Below are 25372 nucleotides of genomic sequence, written 5' to 3'. Positions count from 1 at the left end.
CCTTTCAATTAATCTAACCTTAAGATTGATGCTGCTTCTTCTGGCGGTGTAGGATTTATATACGCTCCTGTTGCAAGTTCAAACCCTGCAAATGTGGTAAGCCTTGGCAATATTTCTACATGCCAATGAAAATCGCGTCTATCATGATGTGGCACTGTATGAATGACTATATTGTACGGCGGATTGTCAAAAAGGTCTTCATACTTCTTTACAAGCGATTTAAGTAGCGATGAAAGACTTCTTATGTCATCGTCGTCCATCTCGTTAAAAGCCTTGGCATGTTTTTTAGGAAGTATCCACGATTCATACGCAAATTGCGATGCATAAGGGCATATAACTATAAACCTGTCATTTTCGGCAACGATTCTTGCATTTTCTTTCATTTCTTCATCGATGATGTGGCAGTAAGGGCATCTCCCGGTTTCTGCCTCATGCCTTTCAACGCCTTTTAGTTCTCTCTCCAAAACCTCAGGTACAAATGATACGCCCATAATTTGCCAATGTCCATGCTCTAAGGAAGCACCACCGTTTGCACCAAAGTTTTTAAACATCTGAACGTACTTAATCTTCTCATCTTTCACAATATCCCTGTATCTTAAGATGAGTGCCTTCATGATGTTCTCAATGCCTTCTGAATCCATCTGTCCCAAAGTCATATCATGATACTGGCTTTCAACGATAATCTCTGCTACGCCGTACCCATCATCTGCCCTGTACAATTCACTTCCATGCTTAGCCGCATCCGCATCTTTTTTAAACGCTGCAAACTTGTTATTAAAACCTCTCAATGTCCACATGCCGTCTTCTCCACGAAACTCCACAAGCGTAGGTGGTGTCATGGGTTCATTTCCAGGACAAAATGGACATACTCCGCTATTCTTTATGACATCTGCCTTCTTAAAATCGTGAGGCCTTTTGCCTCTTTCAGTGGAAATGACTGCTATCTTGCCTGTAACAATATCATATCTAATCTCTGACATACCATCACCCTTATCAAAAAATAAAAAACACAATTAAAAAACCAATCAACACATCAGATGTTAACTAAGTATAAGTATGTGCAACCGAGTGCACTTCTTAAGTATATAATATACTTTTTTATACAAAATGTCAATCTAATTTTTACAATCTATCGCAATATATATGATTTCAATGAAGCAAACAAAAAAGCACTCAAGCTAATGAGTGCCTAATACATTTATAACCTTCCCTGCTAACCCCAGAGCGGTTTAAAAACTTTTAAACTGTTTCCCGGGCAACCGCATTTTGCGGACGGCTGCCTCTCTATTTATATTATAGCATAATTTTTCAAAAAATAAACAAAAATTTAGCTGCTTAAATCTACTATTAAACTGATATTCCATGAATATAATCTCTCATTCCAAATTATAATTTAGTGTAGTCTTACGCTTATTCATAAATAAAAGGAGCTGTTTATATTGGCTTTGTTTACAATCATACTTTTAATGAGTCTGGCCTTTATATTGGTTTCGTGTGCTTATTTTACAAATGCCGTAGAATGGTTAGGCAAAAAGTTCAACTTAAATCAAGGAGTAATTGGAAGCATTTTTGCTGCTGTAGGAACAGCGATGCCAGAGACGATTATACCTGTAATTGCAATCATTTTTCACAATGGCCAATCATCAGAAGAAATAGGTGTTGGTGCAATAGTCGGTGCTCCCTTCATGCTGTCGACACTTGGCTTCTTTGTCACAGGCGCCTCTGCAGTAATATACGCTTTATTCCGCAAGAGATCTCTAAAAATAACCCCTTCGCTGACTGGATTTCAAAGGGACATGTCGTATTTTATAATCATGTACTCTTTAGCCGTCATCACTTCCATAGTGAATAACTACATAGATATCAAAAACATTGTATCAATTGCTATACTTATTTCATACTTCGTTTACGTCATTCGCACATTTTCATCTAATGATGAAAGCATAAATGATGTAAAAAATTTGTACTTCTCGTCCCATTTTAATTCAAAGCCTACTGTACATCTCATCCTTTTGCAGCTTATATTTTCACTTTTGGGAATATCCTATGGCGCCCACATATTTATAAAGTACACAGAGCAAGTATCTGCGATGGCAGGGATTCCCCCAGCCATACTGTCATTAATCATAACGCCTATAGCAACCGAGCTTCCAGAAAAGCTTAACTCCGTCTTATGGGTGGGACAAAAAAAAGATACCCTTGCCCTTTTAAACATAACAGGGGCAATGGTATTTCAATCATCTGTGCCTGTCGCCATAGGCATGATGTTTACAGAATGGCATTTGACTGGGCTTACTATGCTTACAACCATGTTATCGCTTATATCGTCATATATATGCCTTTTATATTCATCCAGCAAAAAAAGTTTAAACCCATTTGTTTTGATGTCAGGCATCATTTTCTATGCAATCTTTTTAATGGCATTGCTTTGACTATTCTTTTATGTATGATGCAACAATTTCGCCAAAGTAAAACGTATGGTAATCTGGATACCATCTTTTATCAATATCAGCATCCAGATTTTCCTTTATCATTTCCTGTTTGTATATGACTTTGCATTCATAGTGGAGTGAACACTCGCCTATTATAGGCGTGTCAATCTTTTGGGATGGAATAGGTGTAAGATTGCACTCCTTAAATTTATCAAAATCTCTACCTGATTTTGTACCGCAAAATGCAATGGCCTTACTTAAGTCCTCATTTAGAGGCACGCTAATCGTAAATTCACCTGATTTTTCGATTTGATTGTACGTAAAGCGGGATTTCCTCACTGCAACTAAGAATACAGGCTTGCCCCAAAAATACGTTATTCCTCCCCAGCCGATTATCATGGTGTTTAATTTATTCTCTTTAGTAGTCAAAAATATGCCTCTTGATGTAAGCTTTTGATTCACCTCTTTTAAATACATATCGTAAGGTACTTCTTTAATAGTCATATCGATCCCTCCGCAATATTTTTTACATTATACATTTTATAGCGTAAGCTTGAAAAAACCAAATCCAATAAAAAAACCCCGAGAAAACTCGAGGTATAAAAAGCTATTGATTCTTGATGAGATCTGCAACTGCCGTTATGCTTCCTAATGTTCCAACCAATTTATCAGGAATAATAAGCTTATTGGCAGGATTTTTAGCCATCTCCTGAAGCGCCTCTATTTGCTTTAATGCTATGACAGTCTCATTTGTACCTGACTCTAATATGGCTTTGTTGACCAATTCAATGGCCTTTGCCTGCGCTTCAGCAATCGCTTCAATGGCCTTCGCTTTTCCTTCCGCCTCTAATATCTGTGACTGCCTTAAACCTTCCGCCTTTCTGATATTGGCTTCCTTCTCAGCCTCTGCTTGCAATATCTTTGCCTGCTTTTGTCCTTCGGCAACAGCTATGGCGCTTTGCTTTTCTCCTTCTGCCTGAAGTATCGTAGCCCGCTTATCTCTTTCAGCCTTCATCTGTTTCTCCATCGCTTGTCGTATCTCATCCGGTGGAGTAATGTCCTTTATCTCTACAGACAGTATCTTTATGCCGTATGCGTCTGTAAGCTGATCAATCACTTTGAGAAGCTCCGCGTTTATCTTGTCCCTGCCTGACAAAACTTCGTCAAGTGTCATATCGCCAATGATGTTTCTCATGTTTGTTATCGTAGAATAGACTATGCCTGATCTGTAGTTCTCTATGTTGTATATGGCGTCTTTTGCGCTCATTACCTTATAAAATATGACGTTGTCAACGGATATTTTCACATTGTCTTTCGTAATGACGTTCTGCGGTTCAATGTCTAATATCTGCTGCTTTGTAGATACTTTCGCCCGCACATAATCAACAAACGGTATTACAAAATGCCATCCCGGTTCCAATACCTTGTAAAACTGTCCTAGTCTCTCAATGACGTAAACATAACCTGTTTGAACGACTTTTATAGATGCTACGGCAGCAATAAATATGAGAAGAAGCAATATTATAAGCAAAATAAACACTTTTATTCCTCCAATCTCTTTACAATTAATTTATTTCCAGATATACCTGTTATAACCGCGTTGTCACCGCTTTTTAGCGGCACATCAGACTTGACAGTCCAATACACACCTTCAAAAAACACTTGACCAGTCTTGCCAATATCGTTTTTTATCTCTATGGTCCTGCCTATATACTGGCTTTCATAGGGATATGTCTTTGGTATGTTTTTAAATTTCTTTCTCAAGTATTTAAACGAAAAAATAAGCGAAACAATTCCTACTGCGAGAAATGCAAAAATCTGAATCAGTGTATTAGCTCCTAATAGATCTGCACATATTGCAAAAAAAGCTCCAATGGAAAAATTAAAAAATATGAAGTTGCTTGTAATAAGGTCAATAGCTACGCCGATTATCATTATTGAAATCCATAATGTCAATAATCCTTCCGTATTTATCCCCCTTCCATTGTTAAAATTTTGATATTTTATCTTAGTATATCACAGTATGTGTCCAACATAAAGTAGTTAGACAAGCTATTTTATAAATTTTCTATAAATTTTTTAGACAATATATTAGAGCCGATCGCATAGTATCGGCTCTTTTAAGGAGGATCATCAATTTTAGTTTACAATAAATGATCGTAATTATAAAGAGTATCAAGCTTTTATTTTCCATCCATCTAGATATTTCTTCGTATTTTCAAGCATTTCCTTAAATAATTTTTTTGCATCTTTTAAAGATATTGTAACAAGTGGATCATTTACAAAAGCACTAAAAGCCAAATCAAAATCTCTCTTTAAAGCAGCTTTCAACGTCGTTTCTTGGTTGTATACTTGCCTTAACACGAGGCTGTTTACATTGTCAGGCAATTTTCCTGATAATACAGGCTTTAGTTTATTACCTGAAAATAAAGCGTTTGTTTCAACTACCGCACCGTATGGTATTCCTTCAATCTGTCCATGGTTCGGCATGTTGACATTAGTCACTAAATCGCCTAAGCCTAATAGTGCTTTAATTTGCCTAACACCTTCTTCGCCTGTTTCCTTTAACTCAAATTTTTCCTCACCTGTCTTAAGCCTTTTACTTCTTTCAAGCCTGCGTTTTAAGTCTTCTTTTCTCCAACTTACAGTCGTTAAGCCAAACATCCATTCTCTGACTGTCTCTGGATCTTTTAAATACCAATATCCCGGCACAAATTCCGCCAGATGTCTATCTCCCGCTGCAGCTATTACTCCATACCTCAAAAACAGATCAAACTTTACTCTCTCTGCAGATACAAATGAATTGTTCATCCAATTATTGTTAGCATCGCTGACAAATCCGCTTTCATAGTACTTATTCACAAATTGTTTATAAACATACATTAAATCTATGTCTTTGTACCTTGCATTGTCGATCCACGTAAAATGATTTATACCTAAAACATTTATCTTTATCTCTTCCCTCGGAACATTTTCAATGCCTTCTATATCCTGCAGAGCACGAGATAATAGCTTCTGTGTGCCAAAAACTTCATGGCAGCATCCAAATGCTTTAATTTGAGGGAAAATTTCATACAATGTCCTTACACAAAGTGTCATAGGATTTGTATAATTTATGACCCATGCATCTGGACAATGCTCTTTAATCGCATTGGCAATGTCCACAAACATCGGAATCGTCCTTAAAGCTCTGACTATTCCACCAGGTCCTACTGTATCACCTACTGACTGATAAATGCCATACTTTTCTGGTGCATGAACATCAGATTCCATCTCGTCGAACGTACCTGGCAAAATAGATATTATGACAAAATCAGCACCTTTTAGTGACTCTTCTAACGTCTCACAAGCTTTATAAAGCCATTTGCCTTTAACATCCTGTCTCATTGATAAAGCATTGCCTATTATCTCATTGTCATGTGCCGCATCGTAATCTATGTCGTATAACTTTACTGTACCAGAAATACTTTCCTCTTTTGCTAAGTCAGTCATTAAATTCCACGCCCATCCTCTTGAACCACCACCGATATAAGCAATAGTAATGTCATGAACCTTTCCATCTGTATATCTCATAAAACTCATCCTCCTGACATAAAATAGGTTATTTATTGAGTAGACTTATACTTAGTTTAGTTCTTTAATCCAGTTGTTGCAATACCTTCAACGAAGTATTTTTGCGCTGAAAAAAATATTATGATGCTCGGTATCATTGAAATAATTGTCATTGCCATTATTTGGTTCCAATTTACAACTGAAGTCCCATCAATTGTCATATTAAGCCCGAGAGAAACTGTATATTTTTCTACACTGTTGATATATATCAATGGATTAAAAAAGTCATTCCAAGTCCAAATGAACTGAAATATACACATAGAAATAATTGCAGGTTTACACAATGGTATTAAAATCTTCATAAGTATTTGAAATGAATTGCAACCATCAATTGTAGCCGATTCTTCTAATTCTTTAGGAAGACCTCTCAAAAATTGAACCATCATAAAAATGAAAAAAGGCGTTGTTCCGAACAAAGCGGGAACAATAAATGGTTTATAAGTGTTTATCCAGCCTAACCAATTAAACAATATATATCTTGGTATCAAAACTGCAGTGCCCGGCAACATCATAGTAGATATCATCAAAGTAAACAAAATAGTTTTAAGCGGAAACTCAAATCTTGCAAATCCATAGGCTACAATTGTTGATGATATAGCAGTAAATACAACAACAGGTACAACAAGCGTAATGCTGTTTAAAATAAATGTACCAAAAGAGTATTGTCCCGTACCTTTCCATCCTTCAAAATATGAATTTGTCACAATGTGTTTTGGTATAAGGCTTATCGATTTAAAGATTTCATCATTTGATTTAAATGATGATGCAAAAACCCAAAGTAAAGGATATATCATGAAAATACCAAAAGCCACCAAGAAAACATATATAAATACTTTTCTGATTATATCGTTATTTTGACTATTCTTTGCTTTCATGTCATCTACCTCCATTTTCGTAATACACCCATGTATTTGAAGATTTAAATATTATAACTGTAACAATCAATATTAACAAAAATAAAATCCAAGACAAGGCAGATGAATAACCCATCCTAAAATACCTAAACGCATTATCATAAATCAACATACTGTACACATAAGTAGAGTTCATCGGTCCTCCACCAGTTATCACGTATGGACCTGTAAATTCCTGAAAAGCATTTATAGTCTGCATAACCAAATTAAATAATAGCACAGGCGATATCATAGGTAAAGTTATTGAGAAAAACCTTCTTATTTTGCTTGCACCATCTAACATAGATGCTTCATACAACTCATTCGGGACCTGTTTTAGGGCTGCCAAAAATATTACCATAGAAGACCCAAATTCCCACACTGACAATAAACTTATAGTAAATAATGATATGTGTGGGTTTCCAAGCCAACTTGGCCCGTGTATATGAAAGTATGAAAGAAATTTATTCATAATACCATTATCCATGAATAAAAATTTCCATATAACAGATAAAGCAACACTTCCTCCAAAAATAGAAGGCAGATAATAAGTTGTTCTAAACACATTAACTCCTTTAATATCAATATTTAAGATCATTGCAACAAAAAGTGCAAAACATAATTTTAAAGGAACTGTCATTAATACATATTTTATAGTATTAATTAAAGATGGCCAAAAATACATATCTTTAGTAAACATAGTTATATAATTGCCTAATCCAATAAATACAGGTGATTTTGTAATACTGTAGTTACAAAATGAATAGATAAAAGTCATAGCAAATGGATACAGAGTAAATATTAAAAAGCCTATAATCCATGGACTAATATATAAATACCCCATCAAATTTCTCTTTTTATTATAACTCATTGATTTGACCACTCCTTCATAATGTTTCATAGGGTGAGCTTTAACACACCCTATGAAACTAATTTTTATTGCTGGCTTTTTAATTCTGGAAGTTTCTGTTTATAAGTATTTATCAATTCATCAGCAGCCTGCTCTGGCGTTATCTTTTTATAAGCCAGTTCTTGTATGATATCAGTATTTATCTTTTCTAACTCTTGATTACCACTTATACCGTTTTCAGGAGGTGCCATCTTTTCCATAGCTTGATTTGCATTATCAGTTAAAGTCGAATCCAACAAATTATTTTCTGATAAAATTTTGCGTGCATCTGCGGTAGCTGGAACTCCTCTGACATCTTTAAGTGTTTTTATAGCATCTGTATTCGTAAAGAACCAATTTAAAAATTTTGCTGCTTCATCGATATTTTTAGAATCCTTGTTAATAGCAATAAGCTGTGATGGTCTTACAACTATGCCTGTCTGTTTTGCATTAGGGTCAATAGGTGGCAATGCCAATGACAGGTTCTTTATGTTTGCTTTTACACCAGCATATATAGATGACCAGTTCCAAAGCATACCCGTTTGACCATTAAGCCACATAGGATTTTGATCAGGTTTTCCTTCGTATGGAGCACTTTGAGAAAATGGCTCTATAGCGCCTACTTCGAACAAATCGTTTAAATATTTGAATGCCTCTGTCAATGTTTGTTTATCAAAACCTAAAGTGTAATCATCTTTCACCCACTGATTTCCAGTTTTTTGCCCCACGTATGTGACCAATATATAATCACAAATAGTAGAATCAGCATCTAAAAGATAAGCATTTTTATCCTTTTCATGCACCATCTTAGCGGTTTGCAAGAGATTATCCCATGTCCAAACCGTCTTATCGTCTATGCCAAATTTATTAAAAAAGTCTTTGTTAATATACATTGCCGAATTGTTTATTCCTGTAGGCAAACCTATCAACTTATTGTTGACATAGCAATAATTTTTAAGAAAATTTTGATCAAATGCATTCACATTGATATCTTTTAACTTACTTAAATCTGCAAAAAAATCACCTTGGCTAAAAAGTTGCTGCAACCATGTTACATCTATTTGTATAAGATCAGGTGCTGTACCACTGCTTAATTGAGTTATCAGCTTTTGGAGATAGTCAGTAACGCCGCCATATTCAGCATTAATCTTTACATTGGGATGTTCTTTTTCATAAAGACTTATGGCATCAAGTGTTGCTTTATGTCTGGCATCTCCACCCCACCACATAAATCTTAATGTTACGGTTTTTGGGCTGGTATTATTTTCAGAACTATTTTTCGATGAACTCGAAGAATTCGAAGAACTGCTACATCCTGTAACTAATGAAATTATCAAAAGAAGCGATATTAACAGAGATGTAATTTTTTTAAACATTTTCAATACCTCCTTAGAAATTTATTAACTACTCTAAAAACATTATATTATGTATATTCAATGTGTTAAAGGTATTCAATTTAATATATGGTATCATTATTTGTCATCTAATTATAAGGTATCATTAAGCACAGATTTTTCTAAAGTTATAAAAAGGGGCCGTTCTTCTTTCCTTTTATTAGGTGTGTGTACTGCCAATGTTAGATTCCCTTCAAAGGTCTTAAATATCATACCATGCCCACCATCACCTGCGAAAATTGGATTTTCACTGTGTACCCACGGGCCGGTTATTTTGCCTGTTCTCGATAATGATATACCAACAGCGTATATATTGTTTTCAATAAAACTGGACCACAACATATAAAGCTTTCCCTCTTCAGACCTATAAATAAAAGGGCCATCCGTAACGTAGCATTCATGATCTTTAATCTTTTTAATACTTCTTGTCCAATTAGCACTGGAAGCTTTAAAAAGTGTAATAGGATTTCCTATCGTTGTTTTTAAATCTTTCGACAATCTTACAGCACAAATTTCCCCATCATATATTTGTACCCATTCATGGCAAAATATCATCCAGGGTTCCCCATTCTCATCTACATAAAAAGTCCCATCTAAACACATCCAATCCTTCGGCGTCACCGGTTCAATACTCCATGGTCTATATGGCCCACTTATTTTTTCAGATACTAAAATTTGCGTTCCTCTATTTCTGCCATCAGCGAAAAATGTAGCAAACATATAATACATGTCATTGTATTTGTGCACTTCTGGAGCCCAAAAATTTTTATCCCAAATAAAGTTTTTATCTGGTCTAAATGCAATAAAAGGTCCTTCAAAATTTTCTAAATCAGATGATTTATAGTAATCAAATCCAGTTGCTTTCTCATCATTCCAGCAATTTATATCAGTAGTTCCAAACATATAATATATTTTTTCATTCGGTACTGGAACTACAAATGGATCACGTATATAAAGATCCTTTCGTTTTATCATCTATAATTCCTCCAATTCATCATATCATCGCTTTTAACCCTTCCCATTCAACATTCCACATCCCATTTTTAGGAAATCCAGGTGTGCTTTGGCTATTCCCATCCCAACCAGCTGTCATGAGGGCCATTGCCGCCAATAGTCCACCATTTCCAGGCAAATATACTGGTAGTTCTTTATTCGGTATTTGGTTATTATGGCCATTTACCATATAAGTATTTTTTGGTGAATCCATCAAAAGAATATTTATTGCTGTCTCCGGTTCGCCTAATCTTGTTGCAGTCATAGCCATCATCGGAAAATCCCAACCCCACATTTCCTCAAATTTCCACTCTTTTAATACTCTATGTAAAGTCCTTCTCATAGTTTCTTTATCAACCTTGCGGCCTGGTAGCATCCCCAATGCTGCAAGCATAGATGGATGGTCAAAATTAAATTTCTCATAAGTGTTAATACATTTTTCATGCGATATATATACACCGTCTTTTGAAGGTAAATTAGCTAATTTAAAACGTATTTCATTCCACTCTTGGTTCACATTTAGTCCTAACCTTTCAATCCATTTAACTGCTATTTCCAGCGCAAACGAAAAATACTCCAATTCAAATACCGGATTTAATGTAACGTTAGGATCATGATTTTCTTGTGCTGGAATCAAAGGTGGCGCAAGTATATATCTATCATTTTTTCTATCATATGCAACAAATGATGCAATAAAATCAGCAGTATTAATTACTATGTCTTTAAACATATCTAATGTTTCTTCCGTAGGATTTTCTCTAAAAAACAGTTCACTGTAATATATAAGATGAGGCTGCTGCCAAACAAGCAATGGTCCTATCGGAGAAGGGCTATCCCTTCCATCTGGTCCAACCATTTTAGGCCAGCGTACACCTTTGTATCCTTGCTTTCTCGCAATGTCACGTGATACATTGAAAATGCTCCTGTACCACCATATACTTCTACTCAGCAAAGGCATTCTACCCCATAAAGCAAAATGTACAGCATGCCACCAATGCATTTCCAAATGAAATTTACCATACCAGCTATTACAGGTGAGCCCTGTTTCTTGCGGCGGCATAGAACCCGAACATTGAATAGCTGTAAGATATTGCGAAAGTATTACCCTTCTCTCCAATTCAAAAGCTCTTTTATCCTCACACTTTGAAAAATCTATTGCACCACCTCCTCTCCAAAAGCTATTCCAATATTCTTTACACATCCTTTTGCTTTCACTAAATGAATGCAAGCACTTAAGAGGTTTTTGCTTCGAAAACAAGCACGAAAATTCTATTCTCCCATTATACTCTTTTTGCTTTAATGCAAAATGATTTTCCCCGATTCTATTTAAATAAACGCCTTTTGAGTACTCTATTTTTACAAAATAAACATCTTCATCGACAGTTCTCAATAATTCGACAAAATCTCTGCCATAATCAACCACATTTGTATCATGTCTATCATTTCTATCCCAATCGGAGCCTGATATATTGGCCGCACCATATGGAAATTTTACTTCAATATAAATTTTATTTTGTTTTAGCAGTTCTGATTCAACAGAAAAATTTATCATATCTTCATATGGATGGCAAAAAGTCTCAACGTGAACAGGGACTTTTTCGACTTTAAAGTCACTTATCAATATTCCGTTCCACAAATCTAATACTTGGTGTATTTCGAAAATATCTTTCAATTCTGCTTTTGTGCCATCATCAAGAATTATATTTAATCCTATATTACCTAAATTAATTCTATGAGGATTACTCCTCAACCAATTAAATACATTCTCTTGATTTTCTGCTGATGTTACATATCCAACCTTTCGGTCAAATGCATCGTAATACTTGAGGTTCAAATCTTCCAAAGTATAATAGCCCTTATCATTCTGTGCCGGCGTAGTATGAAACCCCCACTGTGACATGGTACATAAAGGAATGCTCTTATAGTCATCAATAAAAGTTTGCATTCCCGTTATATCAGCTGTAAAAGCAATTTCTCCATTACCTACTGACAATGGATTTTCGATATCTGCTTTTTCCAAAATTACATTATGCCTTTTTACAAGATCATATCTGTTAATTCCCATGTTTTCATCCTTCTTTCACTTATTATAATCATCATTATTCTGATTTTTTAATTGATATGGAAAAATTATATATACGGCAGTACCAATATTCAATTTACTTCTTATTAATATTTCACAATCTTTCCCATAGAGAAGTTTTAACCGTTCATTTGTATTCATTAGTCCAATATGTTCATAAAAATCGAAGTCAGAGTCAAGAATTCTTTTTACATAATTTAGCCTCTCTTTGGACATTCCTATGCCATTATCGATTACTGAAATTTTTATTTTCTTTTTATCAACTGCTTTTATTTTGATTTTTATTGATCCTTCATAATTTTTCTTCTTAAGCCCATGTTTTATAGAATTTTCTATTAAATGTTGCAGCATCAGTTTCATCATGAGACATGATAAAATACTTTCATCATAAATTAGATTTACTTTAAATTTATCTCTATACCTGACCTTCAATATTTGTATATATGCCTTTGTATTTTCAATTTCTTCTTTTACAGTTACTGTTTCATTTGGATTACTTAACAAATACTTTAAAATCTGTGACAAATTTTCAATCATTTTTGTGACATCATTAGGACCGTTTGTGTATGACAATGCCCTAAGATAAATAATCTCCAACGCATTAGACAAAAAATGAGGACTAATTTGCGATTGCAGTGCTAATAACTCCATTGCTTTCATTTTATACTTCTTTTCTGCTAATTCCATTTTCAATTGACTTTTTTCAATATAACTATTAATAATGTTGTAAATTATATAGCTGTACTCATCTCTACTTTCTACTGGAATTTCTGGAAATATCTCATTTGTCTTTTCTGCCTCTATAATCTTTAATATTTTATTTACATTTTCGTAATTTCGTTTAGTGATTCTAAATGTTATCAATATCACAAAAAAAATTGACGTCAAAAGTAAAACTAAAGTCATCTTTAAAAGCTTTATAGGAACTTCATAAAGGTATTTTTTAGGAACAATAGATACATATTTTATATTATAATTTGGAGATTCTAATTTTGTTATGATGTTTGCTTTGCTATAATTATCTAAGTCTATCTTCCCAGTGAAATTCCCATTAATATTTTGACATATTAAATTGTCGTGGGCATCTAATATAAGAATTTTTTGGTCAGGAAATATTGTTGAAGTATTTAGCAAATTTTCAATATAGTCCAAATATATATTTAGTACAAGCACACCATCAATTTTATCCCCGTTAAAGTTTGCAATTTTTTTGTATATACTTAGGACTTTTATCCCCTTTTTATCGAAACTATACATTTTTAAATTTCTAACCTCTATCCAAGAAATCTCATCTTTTGGTGCATTTAAAAAGCTGTCATACCATTTATTATCAATATAATTTGTTACAGAATTAATACCATTTCCTGTCACTAAAAAATTTTTATTAGGATTGTTAAAATACAAATAAATTGATTGTATATAAGGTTCTGAAAACGACGTAGAATCAAATAAACTTTCTATCATGCTAAGATGCCACATATCATCTAAAGAATATTTATTTGTATTTAAGATCCTTTCCAAATACAATGTCACATCTTTGTTTGTTCCAAATGTTAAATAAATTTTATTTATATCATTAAATAAAATTGACAAATCATTACTGCTTTGCTTTAATATTTCTCTACTATTTTTGTATATTTCATCTCTAACATATCTTTCTGTTATTAATATTGAAAATGAACCTAATACAATAACAATTAAAATTAATGGCAATGCCAAAACAAAAAGATTTTTATAAAAAAATTTATTGTTTAATTCTCTCATTTATAAATCATTCCTTAAAATTTATTGCTGAATTTACAAATTCTCTTGGGGATTTTTTATAATATTTTTTAAATGCTCTAGTAAAATTTTTTGGATTTTTATATCCAATCATATAACTTATTTCATAAGTTTTATACAAAGGATTTTTTAGAAACTCTACAGCTTTTTTCATTCTGACCTCAGTTATATAATCAGAAAAATTCATACCGGTTTTTTGTTTAAAATATTTGCTTAAATAATACGGATTCATATAAACTACTTTAGCTACATCTTCCAATGTCACATCTCTGTAATGTTCATCAACATATTTTTCTATGATTGAAATTATGCTGCTGTACTGATCAATTTCATTGTTACATGAGTTATTCAATATTTCCTTTGTATTTTCATTGTCTAATTCTTTTTTTATTCTGCTGAAAACATCAATTATTTCATTATATTTAGTAGGTTTTACTATATAATCTTTAACACCATATCTTAACGCCTGTCTGGCATATTCAAAATCAGTATAACCACTGATTATAACTATTTTAGTGCTTATATTACTTTCAAAAATTTTCTTTGCCAACTCTATACCAGACATAACTGGCATTTTTATATCACATAAAATTGTATCAACCTTATTTTTACACAAATACTCAAAACATTCTCCTCCATTTTCAAATTCTTCTGCAACAACAAAACCCATTTTGTTCCATGGAAAGCAGTTAACTAATCCTGTTCTTATCTCATATTCATCTTCTACTACTACAAGCGTATAAATATTAGACACCACCTTCCTATTTAGCAAACATCTCTTCATCATTCTCTATAGAATTCTTTATTATCTTTCTTCCTTCTCTCAAGTCTTTTATATATCCCAATGCCATAAGCTGGACTATCACATTGCCATAGATTGAAGCTTCTACAGGGCCTGTTATGACTTTTTTCCCTGTAACATCTGCAGTCAGCTTGCACAGGAACTTATCCTGTATCCCACCACCAACCATGTGAATATTATCTATTTCTTGCCCTACAATATCTTCTAAATTGTTTAAGCAATTTTTGTATTGTTCAACTATACCATTGTAAGCGGCTCTTGCTATGTCGCCAATATTCTGCGGCAAACCCTGTCCTGTTTTTGTACAATATTGCCTTATCGCCTCAGCCATATCATCTGGAGCTATAAACAATTTGTCATCAGGATTTATGATAAATTCTTCGTGCTCTGCTTTAGATGCCATCTGGCTGATTTCTGGAAATCCTATTTTAATGCCATTTGAATTCCAACTTTGTTTTAATTGCTGAATTATCCACAGACCATTAATATTTTTAAGTAGCCTTATAAGGCCTTCGACACCGCCTTCATTTGTAAAATTGTACTTCTTTGTATTTTCATTTATTATAGGTTTTTCACTTTCAACACCTAATAATGACCAAGTACCACAAATCAAATAAGCACTTGAACCGTTTTCAATAGGTGTACCTGCAACTGCTGATGCCGTATCATGGCTGCCAACAGAAATCACGGGAACTTCAGACAATCCTGTTTCTTCTTGAATTTCTTTTGTTAGATAACCAATTGTATTTCCTGGCATCAGTATCTTTTGAAAAATACCTTCTGGCAAATTTAACTTTTCTATAAGATCATTTGCCCAATCTTTCTTGTTAGCATCCAACATTTGCGATGTGGATGCAACAGTATATTCATTGTATTTCTCATTTGTCAAATAAAAGTTAAATAAATCTGGAATAAACAACAATGTCTTTGCATTATCCAATAATTCTGGACGCTTTTTATAATCGCAATACAATTGGAATATTGTATTAAATTCCATAAACTGTATACCAGTTACGTTGTAGATTTCCTCCAGTAACGCCATATTTTCAAAATCTTTTATTATGCCATCCGTTCTTTTATCTCTGTAATGAAAAGGATTTGAAATCAATTGATCATTTTTATCAAGCAATCCATAATCGACACCCCAAGTGTCTATACCAATGCCGGATATTTTGATTTTCCTCTTTGATGCTATTTTTAATCCGTTTTTTAATTCGTGAAAAAGCCTTAAAAAATCCCAATAAAATGATTGTCCCAGCTTGACTGGCTCATTTGGAAATCTATAAATCTCTTCAATTGTGATTTTTTCGCCATCAAACGCGGATAGCATAAGACGGCCACTTGAAGCTCCAAAATCAAAAGCCAGATTATACACAATATCTTTCATTGAAATACCATCCTTTAGCCTTAAATTTTAAGCCCTATTTTTTACAATTTCTTTTTCATATTCTTTAACATCATCAATCCACGATGTACCAATAGGCACATTTTCGTCCATGCAGTATTTGTTCCAAACAGAGTAAAATGGCAATGTTTTGAATTCCTCCATCAAAGCAAGTCTTGCACCAAAATTTCCTTTATTCTCCTCTTCCATAAGTAGATGCACAGGCTCTAATAGTGATATTAATATGGCTTTTAGCGTCGCTCTTGCACCTATTACCCATGCCATTATCCTATTTATGCTTGCATCAAAGAAATCTAATGCAATATACACTTTGTCATAAGCATCACATCTTCTTATTTCTTTTGCTAATGAAAGCAAATCTTCATTTAAAATGACTACATGGTCGCTATCCCACCGGACACCACGGCTTACATGAATCAACAAATTGTCATTGAATGTAAGTATTGATGATATCTTATCAGCAATATTCTCAGTAGGATGAAAATGTCCCATATCAAGGCACAGCATTACATCATTTCTCGACGCATAGTTCATATAAAACTCATGTGAACCAACCACATAGCTTTCAGATCCAATGCCAAATAATTTGCTTTCAACAGAATCAACGATATTTGATTTGTCATATTTTACTGAAAATATCTCATCTAAAGATTCTTTAAGTATTTTTCTGTGTTCAATCCTATTAGCAGGCAAATCTTTTGAACCATCAGGAATCCAAACATTATTCACACATTGAGTTTTTAGCTCTCTTCCTATTTCATTTGCGATTTCACGGCATCTTTTACCATGTTGGATCCAAAATTTTCTTATGTTTTCATCTTTGCTTGAAAGCGTATAGCCATCATTTGCTTTAGGATGCGAAAAAAACGTAGGATTGAAGTCAAGGCCAAGGCCATTTTCTTTTGCCCAGTAAATCCATTTCCTGAAATGCTCCACGTTTATTTCATCTCTGTCTACAAATTCACCATCCGTTTCTGCGTAAATGGCATGTAAATTGATTTTGTGTTTGCCTGGTATAAGGCTTAAGGCTTTTTCAATGTCTTGCCTTAATTCTTCACCATTTCTTGCTCTACCAGGCCAGTTTCCTGTCGCCAAAATACCTCCACCGCTTAATCCATTGGCACTTTTTTCGAATCCAGTTACATCATCGCCTTGCCAGCAGTGAAGTGAAATACGAATCTTCTTCATTTTATCTAATACTTTATCAATATCTATGTCAAACTTTGCATAAATCTCTTTTGCATTATAATAATCATTTAAAATTTTATCTTTTTCTGCTTCATACATAATAAACATCCTTTCAATAAATCAAACAATAATTGCATTTGATTCTATTTAATAATAAGCACTATTATTTAATCTTAAGCTTATATATTTTTCATATTATATATATTCGACGTTTTTTGTTAAATTCCTTCTTGTTTTTAATAATTTTTTATTATTTTTTTGTTATTTTTTTGTTTTATAGATATATGTATTGTATTTTCTTTTGTTGACTGTTTTTATATTTAAATTATCTTATCCCAAATAGCTCTATCTGGATTGGGTATTATAGACTTATTTAAAAGCATACCCGTTCTCTCCAAAGCTTTGCATCCTGCATTTATAGATGCTTCAACAGCAGCAAGTTCTCCTGTAAGCAGTAGATATGACTTGCCGCACATACCTCTGGCTATTCTTATCTCTACCAGATTCACTTTTGCAGCTTTTGCAGCCGTATCTGCTGCAAGTATTATTGATGCTGCAGAAAATGTCTCTATGATACCAAGTGCTTCTACATCTTCAATTACAGACGTGCCACTCATAGCTTTATATATTGTTTCATGCGGATTTCCCAATATAAAGCTATCAATGACATTTTCCGAATACTGATTTATGCCCTTTTCTATCGCCGAATTAACTGCACTTAATTTCCCAGCTAACAGAACAATGTATTTCCCCGGACATACTGTATATGCTTCTATTATTTCCACATCAGCAGTTTTAGCCATGTCATCAGCAGCAGTTATACCTGTAGCAACTGATTTGTATTCAACCAATCCTATCGCTTTGTCCATCAAAATCACCTCTTGGTTTGATAACAATACTGTCATCAGTTACATCTATTATAATGCCGTCAATACTGGCATGCAATTTAGCACCCAGCTTATTATTAGGCACATCGCCTATCAGATCTCCTTCTTTCACAATATCTCCTACCTTTACTACAGGTATCGCTTTGGCACCAACATGCTGACTTAGTTGCATGACAACGTGATGTGAAGGAATAACAGTATCAAAATTCATCGGAGCATCTACATCGTATTTTTTGAGCGAAAGTCTTGAAATAAGCCTTTCCATCGGCACTAATCTCTCATCTCGCATGACATTTGCTGTTTCTGGTCTTTTGTTGTGTGGATTTTTTACACCATTTTGCCTTAATTTTATCTTTATCTGGCTTATTATCTTTCTCGGCGACAAACTTTGATGACATGAATACATCTCGCACAATCCACATTCAGAACATAACATTGTCATCGTATATGCAGCGGTATCATCAATAATACTATTTGCAACTGCATTCATGACTTTATGAGGTTTGATGGAATGACCTAATAAATTTCTAGGACATAGATCTGTGCACATTTGGCATTGAGAGCAAACAGACATTGCTCGTTTTAACCCTATCCTTATGTTTGTCTTTCTCTTTGTTATCACAGGGTGGTCTTTTGGGAGAACGATAATAGCTTTTGTAGTTTTTGTTATTGGAGTCTTTACATCAACTATTTTCCCAGTCATAGGACCACCCATTATCACTTCACAATCTTTTTCTAAGCATCCTCCTGCTTTTTCAATAAGACGAGCTACAGATGTTCCTACTTTTGCTTTAAATGTGCTGGGATATTTGACATCTCCCGTTACTGTTACATACTTTTCTGTGACTGGATGTTTTAAATAAATAGCATTATAAACATTAAGCACAGTTTCCACATTCATTACCAACGTGCCAACAGAAATAGGTATAGAACCTTCTGGCACAATTCTTCCAGTCGTTTCATATATTAATACAACTTCATCACCAGCAGGATAAACGTCTGGCAATACCTTTAACTCCAAGTTTTTATAATTACCAATCAAATTCTTAACTGAGCTGATGGCAGTTTTGTATGCTGATTTTATTGCTACAATGCCACGTTTGGCTCCTAAAGTATCAACTATGAATGATAAAGTCATCAATATTTCATCAGTATATATTGCAAGTAGCTGCCTATCTACTCTTAAAAGCGGTTCACATTCAGCGCCATTTAATATGATTGTATCTATACCTGTAGTAAGTTTTGCATGTGTAGGAAATCCAGCTCCGCCTGCACCGACTATTCCATTTTCAAATACGATATTTTTAAGTTCATCAATATTCATCATCTCACCCCAGATTAACTAATCATCAATGATAATATCTTTTATGCTATCAACAATTCCGACAATTGCCGCATCTACAGGCGAATCTGGCATACCACAACCGATTCTTGCTGAACTTCCAAAGGTAACTAATACTATCTCTCCTACACCTGCACCTACATTATCTATTGCAACAACCCTATTTTTACTGTCATAATTCATTTCACTTACTGGTTCTACTATTAAAAATTTATTGCCTATTAAATTTTGATTCTTGCGGGTAGAAATAACAGTACCAACAACTTTAGCTATTATCAATTTTTTCAACTCCTATTATCTCTTACTATTTCAACAAAATCGCCGCTTTTTAGTCCCATGCAATTAGCTTCATCTGTGTCAATATGCATCTCAAGTGTATACTTTTCGTCAACTCTAATCTGTACATTTTCTAAAATTCCGCCTCGCTGACCATTTATTTTTACTGATATTATATCGTCGTCTTTAACATTGAATCTTTTGGAATCTTCCGGTGACATGTGAATATGTCGTTTTGCTATTATACATCCTTCTTTTAATGATATTGCTCCTCTCGGCCCTACAATTGTAATTGGCGATGAACCTTTTATATCACCTGATTCCCGTATAGGAGGGTTTAACCCTAAACTTATTGCATCGGTCTTCGATATTTCTACCTGCGTTTTATCTCTTAAAGGACCCAAAACTCTCACTTTCTCAATAGCATTTAATTTAAATCCGATAATTGTCACACATTCCTCTGCTGCGAACTGTCCACCCATCAATTCCTTTTTCTTTTTAAGGATATAATCTTTTCCAAATAATATATCCAAATGTTCTTTAGTCAGATGTACATGTCGGGCTGATACGCCTACTGGTATCTTAAGCGAATTCCTTTCACTAATCGTATCCGCTATAGTTTTTGATATAATCTCTATCAATTTTTCGTTCACTGTTATCACACTACTTTATCGTAGGCAGTATTTTCTCTACATCTGCATGAGGTCTTGGTATTACGTGAACAGCTACTAACTCCCCTAACTTTTTAGCTGCATTTGCTCCAGTCTCTGTCGCTGCTTTTACTGCACCAACATCTCCTCTTACCATGACTGTTACAAGTCCTGAACCTATTTTTTCAGTTCCTATTAACGTGACATTAGCAGCCTTTACCATTGCATCAGCAGCTTCTATCGCTGCTACCAATCCTCTCGTCTCTACCATTCCTAATGCTTGTTGTTCCATAATCAATTCCTCCTTAAATTCTTTATTTGATGTTTTCGTTAAATTATTTTTCTGCTTTTCGACTTTAACATCTTTTGCATTCGTATCCTTTTCTTCAGAACTCATTTATTTCACCACCATCTGCTTTAAATAGCTTTCCTGCACTAATATTTACCATCTTTATAGTTTCTGGATGTGGATTTGGAATAACTGCGTATGCTACTGTCCGTGTAATCTTGTCAGCTTCAATCTTTCCAGTTAAAATTGCTTCTTCAACTGCTGAAACATCTCCTTTAATAATGATTGTCACAAGTCTGCCTCCAAGTTTTTTCTCCCATGTTACAAACTCTACATTGGCTGTTTTCAACATTGCATCCAGTGTTTCAACCGCTGTGACAAACCCATTTACTTCAATAAGTCCAATTGCATACATTTATCAAACTCCTAAATGTGCCAAAATTATTTAATTGTCGGCAGTATCTTTTCAACATCAGTATGAGGCCTTGGTATTACGTGAACAGCCACTAACTCTCCCAATTTTGAAGCTGCACTTGCGCCAACTTCTGTCGCTGCTTTTACTGCACCGACATCTCCTCTTACCATGACTGTTACAAGTCCTGAACCTATTTTTTCAGTTCCTATCAAAGTGACATCCGCAGCCTTTACCATAGCATCTGCTGCTTCTATTGCTGCTACCAATCCTCTCGTTTCTACCATTCCCAATGCTTCTTGTACCATAATCAAAATCCTCCTCGATTTTTTATTTAAGACAATTTAGCTTTAATAGCTTTTCAGTATCTTCTTCTGGTTTTGCTATTATATTTGTAGCAACTACACCAGATATTTTATTAGCTGCATCAACTGCAGCATCTACCGCTATTTTTACATCCTCAAGATCTCCTCTGAGCTTAACGACTATTATCAATGGAACTGGCAATGCTTCAGCATTTAATGGCTTATTGTTGTCAAAAGACTCTATTACGACATTCGCTTTTTTGCATGCAGCATCTGCTGCCACAAATGCCGCTACTAATCCATAAACTTCAATCAATCCAACAGCCTGCATTATATCACCTAAAATCTGTCATTTATATACACTACTTTTATCCCTTCCTGCTTCATATTAACTTCCATAGCTTCATTCATTTTATCAAGTGAAAATCTATGTGTTATCAGCTCTTCAATTGGAAGTCCTATTTCTTTAGCTCTTTTGAGAAAATCAAAAGTTGTCAAATAGTCTTGAGGAGTGTAAGTCCATGAGCCAACTGCTGTTATCTCCTTATTGCAAATATCATAATGGGGGTTTATCTTACAATCACCATTATTTACAAAAAATCCAACTTCGCATAAACCACCTCCCCGCCTTACAAACTTCCAAATATTAGACGCTGCAGAAGGAACGCCTGTACATTGAAATGCAAAATCTGCGCCAATTCCATCGCTTGCTTTTTTAACAGCATCAACAAGCTCATCAATATTGCTGTATTTAGTAAAATTAATGAGTGCTGTAGCACCTAATCTTTTAGCCATGTTGAGTCTATTCTCATCGCCGTCGACGGCTATGATATTTTCTACTCCAAGCGTCTTTACAACCGACAATAGCAGTAATCCTATAGGGCCACAGCCTTGTACGAGAACTTTACTGTTGAATTTCATAAGACCTGTGGATTTTGCGCGCTCTACTGCATGTACGACTACTGCAGCCGGTTCTACCAAAAGCCTCAAATTAAGGTTTATATCATTGACCTTATAAAATGTTGAGCCTTTCCTTATGACGATGTACTCTGAGAACCAACCATTTAAATGGTAATTATCATCGGATATTAAGCCGTAAATCTTTGAGTTTTCACACAAATTTGTCTTGTCTGGATGATTCAAACATATATCGCATTCACCGCACGGAACGACAGATGTAACAATCTTATCGCCTTCTTTGATTTCTTTACCAGCAGAATCTCGTCTCACGTTTTTCCCCAGCTTGACTATCTCACCTGTACCTTCGTGTCCTAAAACCAATGGTATAAGTCCAAAAGGATCTCCTTTGTATTCATGAACATCAGTACCGCAAACGCCACAGCCTTCCACCTTGACAAGCATTTCATCATCATTTATTTCTGGAATATTAAATTCTTTTACTTCTATTTTTTTAACATCTGTAAGTACAGCAGCTCTGCAGATAGATGGTATTTTTGAATTGCTCTCTTTAATGTTTTCTTTAGGCTCATTTCTTAAATCATTTAATATTTTCTTAACTATCTCCTCAATGTCTATCTGATTGACTTCCATATTATCCTCTCCTATCTTATTGATAATCCATCTGCCAAGACACATCTACGACTTTTAGTAAAAGTCCTTGCAGATGTCAATCCTTCACCTGTTCTGCTTGCAATCGTAAATGTGCAATAACCTTCACCACCATATCCTAACGCGGCATACGATGGAGCATTTTTTACAAATATAGCAGTGTCAATTATTTTTCCAAACTTTGTTAAATTATCAACGTTTTTAGAATGCATATGTGCTGAATGCCTATTGCCATGTTCTAACTCTGTCGCAATCATTATCGCTTCATCTACATTTTTGGCTCTTACTATTCCTAAAATAGGCATCATCAGCTCTTCTACCACTAACGGATTGTCTTTTTCCGCCTCAAAAATTATGCACCTTACGCTTTCATCAGCATCTATGCCTATAGCTTTTAGTATTAAATGAGCATCTTTGCCAACCCATTTCCTGTTTAATGTTATCTTGCCACCTTTGTGATCCAATACAAGTTCAATGAGCTTTTCAATTTCTCGCCCCTCAATCTTGTAGCAGCCATTCTGTTGCATGTAGTAAATCAGTTCATCTGTTATTTTATCTACAGAAACTACTTCCTTTTCAGCAATACAAGGCAAATTGTTGTCAAATGTAGCACCATCGACTATATCTTTCGCAGCTTTTTTTATATCTGCCGTTTCATCAACTACAACTGGTGGATTTCCTGCTCCTGCTCCTATTGCCCTTTTGCCAGATGAGAGAACCGATGTTACTACACCAGGTCCGCCTGTCGCTACTAATAGCGAAACATCAGGACTCTTGAACATAATATTTCCAGTTTCAAGTGTAGGTTTTTCAACAGATGCGACTAAATTCTCAGGGCCGCCAGCTTCCATCACCGCTTCATTTACTAACTTGACAGCGTAATTAGATACATTTACCGCACCTGGATGTGGATTAAATACGACTGAATTACCTGCGGCTATCATACCTATGCTATTGCAAAGGACGGTTTCACTTGGATTTGTCGAAGGAGTAATCGTACCTATTACACCAAATGGCCCCATTTCAACCAATGTCAGTCCCTTATCGCCAGACCATGCTGTTGTCACTATATCTTCGGTACCAGGTGTCTTAAGTGCTACAAGCTCATGTTTTATTATTTTGTGCTCTACTTTCCCCATGCCAGTTTCACTGACGCCCATCTCTGCAAGTATTTTTTTATTCTCCATAATCTTTTTTCTTATATTCTGTATAATCTTTTCTCTCGACTCCATGGACATATTTCTCAATTTTTTCTGGGCATCTTTTGCAGCACGAATAGCATCATTCATATCTTGAAATACGCCAAAATCTCTGAAACTTTTAGTATTTTTTTTAAAATTAAATTCCGATAAGACTTTTTTGACGATCGCTTCAATATCTTCCTCTTTAACTTTCATGATATAACCTCCTCAAATACATCTGCACCATAAATAGAAAGTTCTATATCTTGTTCTACTGTACCACCGCTAACTCCAATTCCACCAACTATTTCACCTTGATGTTTTATAGGGCACCCACCTCCAAACACTACGATTCTATTATCAGTTGTATTTATCCCGTAAAGAGGCTGCCCTGGTTGTGCAAGTTTTGATAACTCTTGCGTCGACATTTTAAGCACCACTGATGTATAAGCTTTATTTATAGCTAGATTCATGCTTTCAAGAAGTGTACCATCCATAAAATGAGCCGCTATCAAATTGCCATGCATGTCAACTATTGCAATAGCAACCGGTAGATTAATGCTTTCTGCCTTCTTTTCTACCTTAGCCATTAAATTTTTTGCTATATCTAAATTTAGCTTTATTTCGCCTTTGTTCTTTCCATAATGCTTTCTTATCACGTCTTTTACTTTTTCTTCTATTTCCGTTCTTATTTCCATATACCTTGCTAAAACAAACAAATAATCAGACAATCTATTGATGTAAACTTTCGAATTAATATTTACAGGATATTTCTTGTCAACTTTGATTAAGCTTCTCTCAGTTTTTCTCGTTATAGTCCTTACAATATCTAATAATGCTGAGATTTGGTTTTTACCAGGTATTACAAAACCATTTTTAATCTTTACCATGTTTTGATAATCGTCAATTAATCTTTCTATGTCAAAGACATCATTTTCTGATATATGCCATTTATCGCTTTTGCCATCTGCTATCTCTGAAAGTATTA

At 34.5% G+C, this 25372-nt stretch carries 26 protein-coding genes; 1 reads left to right on the top strand and 25 read right to left on the bottom strand.

The window, feature by feature from the left end; genetic code table 11:
- Positions 1–8 precede the first annotated feature (8 nt).
- Positions 9–980: a galactose-1-phosphate uridylyltransferase gene (galT, locus tag GSH73_RS01780; RefSeq protein ID WP_014757154.1), complete on the bottom strand. Its 972-nt coding sequence runs from the start codon at positions 978–980 to the stop codon at positions 9–11.
- 459 nt (positions 981–1439) lie between these two features.
- Here galT and GSH73_RS01775 point away from each other — a divergent pair, with 459 nt between their 5' ends.
- On the top strand, positions 1440–2432 hold the full coding sequence (locus GSH73_RS01775; protein ID WP_014757155.1) for a sodium:calcium antiporter: 993 nt from the start codon (positions 1440–1442) through the stop codon (positions 2430–2432).
- Here GSH73_RS01775 and GSH73_RS01770 read toward each other — a convergent pair whose 3' ends face one another.
- The 24 genes from GSH73_RS01770 to GSH73_RS13645 form a co-directional block, all read right to left on the bottom strand.
- The gene (locus tag GSH73_RS01770) at positions 2433–2936 is read right to left on the bottom strand and encodes a flavin reductase family protein (protein ID WP_014757156.1); all 504 of its coding nucleotides are present in this window, start codon (positions 2934–2936) and stop codon (positions 2433–2435) included.
- 103 nt (positions 2937–3039) lie between these two features.
- The gene (locus GSH73_RS01765) at positions 3040–3972 is read right to left on the bottom strand and encodes an SPFH domain-containing protein (RefSeq protein WP_014757157.1); all 933 of its coding nucleotides are present in this window, start codon (positions 3970–3972) and stop codon (positions 3040–3042) included.
- Positions 3973–3974: 2 nt separating this feature from the next.
- Complete coding sequence (locus GSH73_RS01760) at positions 3975–4388, bottom strand: NfeD family protein (protein ID WP_038068340.1); 414 nt, start codon at positions 4386–4388, stop codon at positions 3975–3977.
- 219 nt (positions 4389–4607) lie between these two features.
- Positions 4608–6005 carry an alpha-galacturonidase gene (locus tag GSH73_RS01755; protein ID WP_014757159.1) on the bottom strand — a complete coding sequence of 466 codons (1398 nt, stop codon included), beginning with the start codon at positions 6003–6005 and terminating at the stop codon, positions 4608–4610.
- Positions 6006–6061: 56 nt separating this feature from the next.
- The gene (locus GSH73_RS01750) at positions 6062–6919 is read right to left on the bottom strand and encodes a carbohydrate ABC transporter permease (protein WP_014757160.1); all 858 of its coding nucleotides are present in this window, start codon (positions 6917–6919) and stop codon (positions 6062–6064) included.
- Position 6920: 1 nt separating this feature from the next.
- Positions 6921–7808, bottom strand: a complete 888-nt coding sequence (locus GSH73_RS01745) for a carbohydrate ABC transporter permease (RefSeq protein WP_014757161.1) — start codon at positions 7806–7808, stop codon at positions 6921–6923.
- A gap of 65 nt (positions 7809–7873) precedes the next feature.
- Positions 7874–9202, bottom strand: coding sequence for an ABC transporter substrate-binding protein (locus tag GSH73_RS01740; RefSeq protein ID WP_014757162.1), 1329 nt, complete (start codon positions 9200–9202; stop codon positions 7874–7876).
- 111 nt (positions 9203–9313) lie between these two features.
- Complete coding sequence (locus GSH73_RS01735) at positions 9314–10195, bottom strand: glycoside hydrolase family 43 protein (protein ID WP_014757163.1); 882 nt, start codon at positions 10193–10195, stop codon at positions 9314–9316.
- Between the two features lie 19 nt (positions 10196–10214).
- Positions 10215–12278 (bottom strand): hypothetical protein, encoded by a 2064-nt coding sequence (locus GSH73_RS01730; protein WP_014757164.1) that lies wholly within the window; start codon positions 12276–12278, stop codon positions 10215–10217.
- 15 nt (positions 12279–12293) lie between these two features.
- Positions 12294–14060: a sensor histidine kinase gene (locus GSH73_RS01725; protein ID WP_014757165.1), complete on the bottom strand. Its 1767-nt coding sequence runs from the start codon at positions 14058–14060 to the stop codon at positions 12294–12296.
- A gap of 7 nt (positions 14061–14067) precedes the next feature.
- Positions 14068–14850 (bottom strand): response regulator transcription factor, encoded by a 783-nt coding sequence (locus GSH73_RS01720; RefSeq protein ID WP_236640052.1) that lies wholly within the window; start codon positions 14848–14850, stop codon positions 14068–14070.
- Positions 14840–16267: a rhamnulokinase gene (locus GSH73_RS01715; RefSeq protein ID WP_014757167.1), complete on the bottom strand. Its 1428-nt coding sequence runs from the start codon at positions 16265–16267 to the stop codon at positions 14840–14842. The genes GSH73_RS01720 and GSH73_RS01715 overlap by 11 nt, the downstream gene beginning before the upstream one ends.
- Before the next feature lie 27 nt (positions 16268–16294).
- On the bottom strand, positions 16295–17572 hold the full coding sequence (locus GSH73_RS01710; protein ID WP_014757168.1) for an L-rhamnose isomerase: 1278 nt from the start codon (positions 17570–17572) through the stop codon (positions 16295–16297).
- Positions 17573–17793: 221 nt separating this feature from the next.
- Positions 17794–18342, bottom strand: coding sequence for a BMC domain-containing protein (locus GSH73_RS01705; protein ID WP_014757169.1), 549 nt, complete (start codon positions 18340–18342; stop codon positions 17794–17796).
- Entirely contained in the window at positions 18317–19684 is a 1368-nt protein-coding gene (locus GSH73_RS01700) for a 4Fe-4S dicluster domain-containing protein (RefSeq protein ID WP_014757170.1), read from the bottom strand. The genes GSH73_RS01705 and GSH73_RS01700 overlap by 26 nt, the downstream gene beginning before the upstream one ends.
- 18 nt (positions 19685–19702) lie before the next feature.
- Positions 19703–19981, bottom strand: a complete 279-nt coding sequence (locus GSH73_RS01695) for a EutN/CcmL family microcompartment protein (RefSeq protein WP_014757171.1) — start codon at positions 19979–19981, stop codon at positions 19703–19705.
- A gap of 5 nt (positions 19982–19986) precedes the next feature.
- Positions 19987–20631: a phosphate propanoyltransferase gene (pduL, locus tag GSH73_RS01690; RefSeq protein ID WP_014757172.1), complete on the bottom strand. Its 645-nt coding sequence runs from the start codon at positions 20629–20631 to the stop codon at positions 19987–19989.
- A gap of 10 nt (positions 20632–20641) precedes the next feature.
- Complete coding sequence (locus GSH73_RS01685; RefSeq protein ID WP_038068350.1) at positions 20642–20920, bottom strand: BMC domain-containing protein; 279 nt, start codon at positions 20918–20920, stop codon at positions 20642–20644.
- A 94-nt stretch (positions 20921–21014) separates the two neighbouring features.
- Entirely contained in the window at positions 21015–21332 is a 318-nt protein-coding gene (locus GSH73_RS01680; RefSeq protein WP_014757174.1) for a BMC domain-containing protein, read from the bottom strand.
- A 26-nt stretch (positions 21333–21358) separates the two neighbouring features.
- The gene (pduA, locus tag GSH73_RS01675; protein ID WP_014757175.1) at positions 21359–21637 is read right to left on the bottom strand and encodes a propanediol utilization microcompartment protein PduA; all 279 of its coding nucleotides are present in this window, start codon (positions 21635–21637) and stop codon (positions 21359–21361) included.
- Positions 21638–21659: 22 nt separating this feature from the next.
- Positions 21660–21965 (bottom strand): BMC domain-containing protein, encoded by a 306-nt coding sequence (locus GSH73_RS01670; RefSeq protein ID WP_014757176.1) that lies wholly within the window; start codon positions 21963–21965, stop codon positions 21660–21662.
- Positions 21966–21973: 8 nt separating this feature from the next.
- Positions 21974–23185, bottom strand: coding sequence for a zinc-dependent alcohol dehydrogenase (locus GSH73_RS01665; RefSeq protein ID WP_014757177.1), 1212 nt, complete (start codon positions 23183–23185; stop codon positions 21974–21976).
- 11 nt (positions 23186–23196) lie between these two features.
- A complete protein-coding gene (locus GSH73_RS01660) occupies positions 23197–24600 on the bottom strand; it encodes an aldehyde dehydrogenase family protein (RefSeq protein WP_160175234.1) in 1404 nt (467 codons plus the stop codon).
- Complete coding sequence (locus tag GSH73_RS13645) at positions 24597–25358, bottom strand: ATP:cob(I)alamin adenosyltransferase (protein ID WP_267889035.1); 762 nt, start codon at positions 25356–25358, stop codon at positions 24597–24599. Before GSH73_RS13645 ends, GSH73_RS01660 begins: the two co-directional genes overlap by 4 nt.
- Between the last annotated feature and the right edge of the window lie 14 nt (positions 25359–25372).

This window comes from Thermoanaerobacterium aotearoense, assembly GCF_009905255.1.
Lineage (GTDB): Bacteria > Bacillota > Thermoanaerobacteria > Thermoanaerobacterales > Thermoanaerobacteraceae > Thermoanaerobacterium > Thermoanaerobacterium aotearoense.
This window is presented reverse-complemented; position numbering and strand designations above follow the sequence as displayed.

Bases quoted from the DNA above. Each gene is read 5' to 3' on its own strand.
- GSH73_RS01710 (WP_014757168.1), bottom strand. From the start codon at position 17,572: ATGTATGAAGCAGAAAAAGATAAAATTTTAAATGATTATTATAATGCA.
- GSH73_RS01725 (WP_014757165.1), bottom strand. From the start codon at position 14,060: ATGAGAGAATTAAACAATAAATTTTTTTATAAAAATCTTTTTGTTTTG.
- GSH73_RS01670 (WP_014757176.1), bottom strand. From the start codon at position 21,965: ATGCAGGCTGTTGGATTGATTGAAGTTTATGGATTAGTAGCGGCATTT.
- GSH73_RS01745 (WP_014757161.1), bottom strand. From the start codon at position 7,808: ATGAGTTATAATAAAAAGAGAAATTTGATGGGGTATTTATATATTAGT.
- GSH73_RS01770 (WP_014757156.1), bottom strand. From the start codon at position 2,936: ATGACTATTAAAGAAGTACCTTACGATATGTATTTAAAAGAGGTGAAT.
- GSH73_RS01685 (WP_038068350.1), bottom strand. From the start codon at position 20,920: ATGGAACAACAAGCATTAGGAATGGTAGAGACGAGAGGATTGGTAGCA.
- GSH73_RS01750 (WP_014757160.1), bottom strand. From the start codon at position 6,919: ATGAAAGCAAAGAATAGTCAAAATAACGATATAATCAGAAAAGTATTT.
- galT (WP_014757154.1), bottom strand. From the start codon at position 980: ATGTCAGAGATTAGATATGATATTGTTACAGGCAAGATAGCAGTCATT.
- GSH73_RS01755 (WP_014757159.1), bottom strand. From the start codon at position 6,005: ATGAGATATACAGATGGAAAGGTTCATGACATTACTATTGCTTATATC.
- GSH73_RS01715 (WP_014757167.1), bottom strand. From the start codon at position 16,267: ATGAAAGATATTGTGTATAATCTGGCTTTTGATTTTGGAGCTTCAAGT.
- pduA (WP_014757175.1), bottom strand. From the start codon at position 21,637: ATGGTACAAGAAGCATTGGGAATGGTAGAAACGAGAGGATTGGTAGCA.
- GSH73_RS01740 (WP_014757162.1), bottom strand. From the start codon at position 9,202: ATGTTTAAAAAAATTACATCTCTGTTAATATCGCTTCTTTTGATAATT.
- GSH73_RS01730 (WP_014757164.1), bottom strand. From the start codon at position 12,278: ATGGGAATTAACAGATATGATCTTGTAAAAAGGCATAATGTAATTTTG.
- GSH73_RS01700 (WP_014757170.1), bottom strand. From the start codon at position 19,684: ATGAATATTGATGAACTTAAAAATATCGTATTTGAAAATGGAATAGTC.
- GSH73_RS01735 (WP_014757163.1), bottom strand. From the start codon at position 10,195: ATGATAAAACGAAAGGATCTTTATATACGTGATCCATTTGTAGTTCCA.
- GSH73_RS01680 (WP_014757174.1), bottom strand. From the start codon at position 21,332: ATGTATGCAATTGGACTTATTGAAGTAAATGGGTTTGTCACAGCGGTT.
- GSH73_RS01705 (WP_014757169.1), bottom strand. From the start codon at position 18,342: ATGGACAAAGCGATAGGATTGGTTGAATACAAATCAGTTGCTACAGGT.
- GSH73_RS01665 (WP_014757177.1), bottom strand. From the start codon at position 23,185: ATGGAAGTCAATCAGATAGACATTGAGGAGATAGTTAAGAAAATATTA.
- GSH73_RS01660 (WP_160175234.1), bottom strand. From the start codon at position 24,600: ATGAAAGTTAAAGAGGAAGATATTGAAGCGATCGTCAAAAAAGTCTTA.